At 32.3% G+C, this 6,997-nt stretch carries 6 protein-coding genes, 1 pseudogene and 1 riboswitch; of the genes and pseudogenes, 2 read left to right on the top strand and 5 right to left on the bottom strand.

What is annotated here, in order from left to right; translation table 11 throughout:
- Window positions 1-89: 89 nt before the first annotated feature.
- The 5 genes from C8J95_RS18440 to C8J95_RS18420 all read right to left on the bottom strand — a co-directional run bounded on the left by C8J95_RS18440 (window position 90) and on the right by C8J95_RS18420 (window position 5,380).
- Window positions 90-470 carry a hypothetical protein gene (locus C8J95_RS18440; RefSeq protein WP_255412891.1) on the bottom strand — a complete coding sequence of 127 codons (381 nt, stop codon included), beginning with the start codon at window positions 468-470 and terminating at the stop codon, window positions 90-92.
- Between the two features lie 299 nt (window positions 471-769).
- The gene (locus C8J95_RS18435; RefSeq protein ID WP_107810183.1) at window positions 770-1,048 is read right to left on the bottom strand and encodes a helix-turn-helix domain-containing protein; all 279 of its coding nucleotides are present in this window, start codon (window positions 1,046-1,048) and stop codon (window positions 770-772) included.
- A gap of 23 nt (window positions 1,049-1,071) precedes the next feature.
- Window positions 1,072-2,373 carry a phage integrase SAM-like domain-containing protein gene (locus tag C8J95_RS18430; protein WP_255412890.1) on the bottom strand — a complete coding sequence of 434 codons (1,302 nt, stop codon included), beginning with the start codon at window positions 2,371-2,373 and terminating at the stop codon, window positions 1,072-1,074.
- 116 nt (window positions 2,374-2,489) lie between these two features.
- Window positions 2,490-2,596, bottom strand: a riboswitch (SAM-I-IV-variant riboswitch).
- Between the two features lie 371 nt (window positions 2,597-2,967).
- Entirely contained in the window at window positions 2,968-4,713 is a 1,746-nt protein-coding gene (locus tag C8J95_RS18425) for an FISUMP domain-containing protein (RefSeq protein WP_107810181.1), read from the bottom strand.
- A gap of 133 nt (window positions 4,714-4,846) precedes the next feature.
- The gene (locus C8J95_RS18420; RefSeq protein ID WP_107810180.1) at window positions 4,847-5,380 is read right to left on the bottom strand and encodes a TetR/AcrR family transcriptional regulator; all 534 of its coding nucleotides are present in this window, start codon (window positions 5,378-5,380) and stop codon (window positions 4,847-4,849) included.
- 434 nt (window positions 5,381-5,814) lie between these two features.
- Here C8J95_RS18420 and C8J95_RS18415 point away from each other — a divergent pair, with 434 nt between their 5' ends.
- Both C8J95_RS18415 and C8J95_RS18410 read left to right on the top strand, forming a co-directional pair.
- Window positions 5,815-6,321, top strand: coding sequence for a tetratricopeptide repeat protein (locus C8J95_RS18415; RefSeq protein WP_107810179.1), 507 nt, complete (start codon window positions 5,815-5,817; stop codon window positions 6,319-6,321).
- A gap of 149 nt (window positions 6,322-6,470) precedes the next feature.
- Window positions 6,471-6,997, top strand: a pseudogene (locus C8J95_RS18410) (peptidase M61); the annotation flags it as partial.

Genomic DNA, 6,997 nt, shown 5'->3' with positions numbered 1-6,997 from the left:
GCAATCTTACGCCTATTGAGTATAAGTATAAAATGTTAGCTGCTGAAAAGAAAAATACTCAATTAATAGCTGTCTGAAATATGGGGTACTTACAATTCTCCTAAAATAATATTGAACCCTACCTCAAGATTAGTAATCTTATGTTCTGGTAAATAATCCACTCCTAAATATTTTTCCAGTACAATAATAGTACCCTCTAAATCATACAAATCAAAATCATTATGATTCATATTTCCAATTCCTTTCAAATTATTGTAAAGTTTATGAAAGCTTCCGTACAGCTCTCCACTGGCCTGATTTACCTTTAAACAAATATTGTGGCAATAGTTTTTCATTGGATATTCATAAGTAAAGTTGCTCTCTTCTTCATTTTTGCCAATATTTTTTCTTTCTTTTAGAAGATTCTGTTTGTCAAAAGCTTTTTCTAAGTCACTCTTATCCTTAAAGAGTATTTTTATAAAATCAATCATGATTCTTTATTTTTAAAATTATATAATTACTGACTCCATAACCATTTAAAACATTGACATTAAATAGATTAAATTATATTTTAATTTAATTTTGGACATAAAAAAATCCCAACGTCTTTCGTAAGGATGTGTATAATGAATCAATAGAAAAGCCTCCCAAAGCAATAGCTCTAAGCCCTTTTATTTTAGTGAATTACCCTCGAATCATTGAAGCTAAAATAAGCTTCGTGAAGCACCGTGGAGAAAGGTCTCTCGGCTGCTAGTCTTTGAGGAGACTTCTATAGATTCTTAATACTGATTTAGTTAATTGTTATTAATGATCTTTTAATGTCTGACATTTTATAATAAACTCTATCTCCAATACCTTGAGACGAAATTTTACCTTTTTTTGTCCATCGAGATAAGGTACTTAGACTAATGCCTAAATAATCAGCTGTATCATTCCTAGTTAAGATTCTGTCTTCACTATTAATTTTCGATTCAAACCATTTAGAGAACTCTATCAATTGTTCTCTTACTACTTCTTTTACCATTTCTGTAATCTTTTTTGTGTTGGTAACTAAAATTTCTTGTTCCATCTTTTTATTATTTTTATTATTATCTATAAATATTCAGCTAATGCTAATGATTGTTGTTCATCAATTTTCCCTATATACTTCATAAGCATAGTAGGTGTGGAGTGTCCAGTTGCTACCATGAGTAATGGTGTTGGGATTTTTCCAAAATTATTGGAGGCAAAACTTCGTCTTCCAATATGGCTACTTATAAGTTTATACTTAGGATAAACTGAAGCCACCTTTCTTCTTTTGTTTCTTCCTAATTTTGAGCTATCTTCCAAAGATAAACTCCCCTCAACCATTTCATCTATTCCTACATATTCACAAACCTTCTTAATATGTTCATTATATCTTGCTTCTGACATCTTTCTAGGAAAATTCCATTCTCTTTTTTTCAATATTTCAACAACCTTTTCGTGCAATGGCAAGAGAATTTGTTTCTTTGTTTTCTCCTGAGTAAATTCAATGAAAAATCTTTTCTTGTTCTTAACATTTTTTTCTTCTATCATGGAAACATTAAATCTCATAAAGTCAGATACACGTTGCCCAGTATAGCATGAAATAAGAAGCCAATCTTTAGCTGTTTCCAAATGTTCATCAGAAAAAGTTTCTCTCTCAATTAATGATAATTCTTCTGGAGTTAATATCTGGAACATTGTTTTTTCTGTCTTGCATTTCAATTTATTTAATCCGCTATATATTATGTACCCATTAGCTTGAGCGTGATAAAGAATTGTCTTAATAAATTTGAAATTTCTCTCAAAATAATTTAAGGCATATCCTTCAATTCCTAGACAGTACTTTTCAAAATCTCTTTTAAAATCATTATTGATATCGGGAATACTTAAATGCTTTTGCTTCTTATGACTTAGATAGCGTTCAATAATGGCTTTTATACTATTTATCTTAATGATATACTTATCACTAATAGTATTTCCTTTGTCTTCAATGAAAGTAGAGCAGTAATTAATAAAATTTTCATTTACAACCTTTTCACGTTCTTTAATCTCAGGATAAACAATACCTTTAAGCCATTCTGAAGTTGGAAGTATATTATTATTCCTATAACCATCTTCAATGCTCTTACGAAGCTCCAATAGCCTGTAGTTAACGCTCCTGTTGCTCTGAATTCTTCTTTTTGACTCAGCACCTCTTTTTTCAATGCTTTTCCCCCCTTTGACCTCAGTTATACTTTCAAATAGTAATCCGTCTTTTGAGTTCCAATCTTCGAGCTCAGTGACTTCTTTAGTAGAAAGAAATAAATCGATTTTTCTCCCCATTCTTACTCGAATGTGGATCGTGTTTTTACCTTGTTTTGGATTTTTAACAATAAATGTAATCTTCATGATATAAAAAATTTAAAAATTATTACTTACCTTTGTTTGTCCCATCTAGGCAAGAATAACTTAAATTCAATATGAAGATTAATCATATAGAAAAGAGTTCTATACCTTTTGTTTAGTACCATCTAGTACCTTGCTTTTAAGCCGAATCGTTGAACCACCTTATCAGTGAAGTCTGACAGGTTGGTGTCCATTACATTGTAATGAATCTCTATAGATTCTATTTGAAAGAACAAATCTTTGTTAACTAAATAACGGTGCAAATATACAAATAATATTTCACATATACAAATTGTTTAACATATTTTAACCAAAAATATGTATGAATTGTTAACAAATTCCAAAAATGATTTTATTTAATTACATCCCCACCATTTCCCCACACACATGAATAGTATTCAATTCTTATAGTATTGACACAGTGGTTTATATGAATTTAATAAATTGATATTCAATAATATAAAACTTTTTATGATGTCTTTAAAGTTTATTAAATCTCATTAGATGTCAATATAATAGAACCTTCCTCTCTGCTAACAACAAAAGAAAACCTACTAGTGATAGTAGGTTTTTTCTGTTATGCCAAATCAATACCTATTAAGGCGCATCAGCGATACATCGTAAAGAGTACTGGTTAAAAGATTTATCAGTTGCGCTTATACTTGTTACAATAGCAGTGGTTGCCGGAACCGGATTTTCAGCTGAAAATCTGATAAGCTGAACATTACTACTCTCTGTGCTTGTCCAGTAGTTTCCTACATATCCCCGGTAATCCACATGAGCCGCCGCATGAAATGTTCCGGCAATAGGAAGCGCTATCTGTACATTGGTATTTTTTTTACTCCTTAAAACCTTTCCTGCACCAAAGGAACCACCGAAGTCTACCGGAGTAGTATCCCATTTCCCGATATTTTCAGAAGTTGTATACTCTATTAGCTTAAGCCATTCATTTGTTGTTGGAACTCTGTAACCTGCAGGACAAGGATCATAAGTCTGGTTTTTCACAGGTGCATAATTTGTTCCGTTATTCCACGCTCCGGCAGGACCACTTTTTTGTGTATTATTTGTTGTACTATATGGATCTTTTATTCCCCAGAAATAGTATCCTCCATATAATGCTGCAACCTGTGGATTCTGATCCGGGTTATTAGCTGTAAGGTCCATATTGGTAACTCCCATATTGTAACGCATCCATATCTGGCCATTGATTCGTGCTGCTGCTACTCCCATATAAGTAAGATAAGTATCCACAGGCACCAAGCTAATATTCAGTTTATATTTAACTCCTGGTGTTACTTTCAGGTTTTCTATTTTGATATTTTTATTAACAATACTTGCTCCCTGAGAAGGCGAAGTACCTATTCCCAAACGAACAGATGAAATATTAAAAACAGTAGTATTATTCGTATCATTATTCACAACATTAATACTACTAACAGAATTTGGGTAAAGATCAATATTATTCCCCGTAGGTAAACTAAACTGGATCGGCGTATTCCCTAAATTATTCCTTGTAATAGCTCCATCTGCTAACTGAACACTCGCTTTGTTATAATGTGGAGCAATATTGGCATCTATGGTATGAATCTTATATCCGGTCTGAGAAACATCCAATGTCGTTGTAATCTGACTAAACATATGTTTTAGCACAATATCTAGATAATTATTAGCTCCCCCCTGTAATGTTATTGGTGAAGATTTAAAATACATTAAATCTGTGGTACCCGTTATATCACTTAATACAGCATCTGCCAGTGTATTTTTGTTAACAACAGAAGGAAGAGAAGCTATAGTTGTTGTGTTTATACAATAAGATACAAAAGTATAAGTCTGTCCGCCGTCCAGCATAAGAGCAGGCGTAATCGCCGTATTGCTTTCTTTACCCCGGATATAATCCCTTTCAGCAACATAATTACCATTATTATCATACACTAAAAGCTTATAGCAAATATCACTAGGCAGCAAGCCAGGTTCGGTCGCAGCCATAAGATTGTTAGTATTACTTGCCACAGCCAGCAATTCTGAAGTTGTTTTTTGCGGAATAAGATCTGCAACAACAATGAAGTCATTATCCATCTTTATTTCCTGATGCTGATTAAGGTTTTGGTATTGCAAACCTCCGCCTGCCGAAGCCTGCATCCCTAATTCGGCAATACCGTCATAGTTGCTGCCTTTAAAGTTTATTTTCACTTCAGCTGTTCCGGTAACATTTTCTGTTTCTGTACTTCGGCATGATACCACAGAAAAAATAATACCCAGTCCAGCAGACAAAACCATAGCTTTTGTCAGATGACGCAAGAGATAATCATTACATTTTTTTTTCGGGAATAGTTCTTCTTTCATAGTTTATTATTGATAGTTTATAATTATTGTCTTTTAAAGCCATTCTTTATTTCGGGAATGACAACAGTTTCCTTGTCTGTACTAAATAATACAGACAATTTACAGATGTGATGTGGTTGGGGATTTAGGTTAATTAATCTTTCAGCAGACCGTTTACTATAATTTTAGATTTTATGGTTAACTCATTATTTCCATAAAGTCTACCCATAACAATTGAGCTTTCAAAAAGCATGTAAATATGTGCTGATAAAATCTCATCAGGGATTTCTCTTATGAAAAAATTTCTTAATTCGTTTTTGTGCTGGCGGATTGTTTTGTGAATCTGGATTTTATCATCAGGAATTTCAGAAGATATATTTAGAAAACTACAACCTCTGAAATTCTCTTTCTCATTCATATATATAAGGAAATCAAATGACATGAGTATTTTTTCTTTCCGGCCGGTGGCCTTAGAAATAAATATTTCCCATTGTGAAGACCAGTATTCATATCTTTTATTCAAAAACTCCAGGCATAAATCGTCTTTAGATCTGAAATGATCATAAAAACTAGCTTTGGAAACTCCTGAATCTGCAATAATCTGATTTATACCCGTGTTATTATAACCTTGCGTATGAAACAAGATACTGGCCGTATTTAATATTCTTTCACGTGGAGAATTGCCCATGGTAATATCGCAAAAATAACAAAAAAACAAACAGACAAGTCTGTTTGTTCTATTCTTTGCATAAAATAATACATTATCAATTATTAAATAATAATAAACACCTTATATAACGGCATTTTTGACAACAAAAAAATATTTTATTTCTACACTTGATATGAAAATAAATTGGTTTCTATACTTTCTCAAAGGAAACTAACAGATATTTTCATTCCATAATATTGTTTATTGTTCCATTTTTATGTTCAGATAAGATCACATTTTACATAAAAAACACAACTCTTACTCTTTAAGCCAATCTTAAGTTTTCATAAAAATCTGGTCTATACTGTTAATATTTAGACAAAAAGATTAATGTTTCAAAAAGTTTTCTGGCACACGGAACCATAATTGCAGCACTTTAATCACAATAAATATTAATTACTAAAACCAGAAAAATGAACAAGAACAAAATGAAAAGTGTAAAGCAAGTAGTAATCGGAATGTTATTATTAGGATCTGTAAATGTAGCTTATGCACAAACAACAGACAGCACCAAACAATCACAACCCACTGACCAGGCAAAACAACAAGACAACAATGCATTGGTAAAAGAAGCAATAGCTTACCAGGATAAACAAGACTGGAGCAATGCTCTTGCAACCTGGAAAAAAGTTAGTGCATCTATCCCGGATTGGGCACCAGCTTACTATGGACAGGGTTATGTCTACCAATCTTTGAAAGACAAAGCAAATGCACAGGCTTCTTTTGAGAAATTTATCGCTACGGTAAAACCTGAAGAAGTTGAAGCTAACAAACAAAATCTGGCTTATGCCCATATGTATGTTGCTTTCGCCTTGTATGAAACGAATAAAGAAGAAGCGAAAAAGCATATTGCAAAAGCTTTAGAATACGATCCTAACAATGAAGATGCTAAAAAATTAAGTAAAAGTATCAATCAATAGGAACAACTTTATAAACACATTTGATAAAAATTTTCAAAATCCTCAGCTTAAAAGGCTGGGGATTTTTTTTATATAATACTCACAGTTTTTTCATCTCATTTGTAACAAATAATTATAGTTGAACAACTTATTAGGTAAATTCAATATCAATGAATAAAATCACAACCCTGATAGGAGCTTTAGCTGTTACTATAGTCAGCGCTCAATCTATTAAAACCAACATCGACCTTGTTAATATAAAAGATGACAAAGTAGCCGTAACGATGGAGTTTCCGAAAATGAAATCATCTGATGTAAAATTTCATTTTCCAAAAACAGTTCCCGGAACTTATTCTGTAGACGATTACGGAAGATTTATAGAAGGCATCAAGTTTTACGACAATAAAGGAAGAGAATTACCTTATACAAAGGTTGATGATAATACCTATACCCTGAAAAACGCACGCGACCTGACTAAAGTCACTTATCTGGTTAATGACAGTTTCGATGAAGAAACGGATACTTCGAAGCACAAAGCTGTATTTTCACCTTCAGGAACGGATATTGAAGAGAACAAAGTACATTTAATCAATACTCATGGTTTTATCGGTTATATAGATAAAATGCAAGATGTACCTTATAGACTGGTGATACAAAAACCAGCAGATTTATATGGTACTACAGCTCTAGTAGATCA

The sequence above is a fragment of the Elizabethkingia sp. YR214 genome (genome assembly GCF_003058195.1).
GTDB lineage: Bacteria > Bacteroidota > Bacteroidia > Flavobacteriales > Weeksellaceae > Elizabethkingia.
Note: the sequence above shows the minus strand (reverse complement) of the source record. Positions and strands in the feature narration are given on the sequence as shown.

Coding starts and splice junctions, on each gene's coding strand:
- C8J95_RS18440 (WP_255412891.1), bottom strand. CDS start 470: ATGATTGATTTTATAAAAATACTCTTTAAGGATAAGAGTGACTTAGAA.
- C8J95_RS18420 (WP_107810180.1), bottom strand. CDS start 5,380: ATGGGCAATTCTCCACGTGAAAGAATATTAAATACGGCCAGTATCTTG.
- C8J95_RS18435 (WP_107810183.1), bottom strand. CDS start 1,048: ATGGAACAAGAAATTTTAGTTACCAACACAAAAAAGATTACAGAAATG.
- C8J95_RS18430 (WP_255412890.1), bottom strand. CDS start 2,373: ATGAAGATTACATTTATTGTTAAAAATCCAAAACAAGGTAAAAACACG.
- C8J95_RS18415 (WP_107810179.1), top strand. CDS start 5,815: ATGAACAAGAACAAAATGAAAAGTGTAAAGCAAGTAGTAATCGGAATG.
- C8J95_RS18425 (WP_107810181.1), bottom strand. CDS start 4,713: ATGAAAGAAGAACTATTCCCGAAAAAAAAATGTAATGATTATCTCTTG.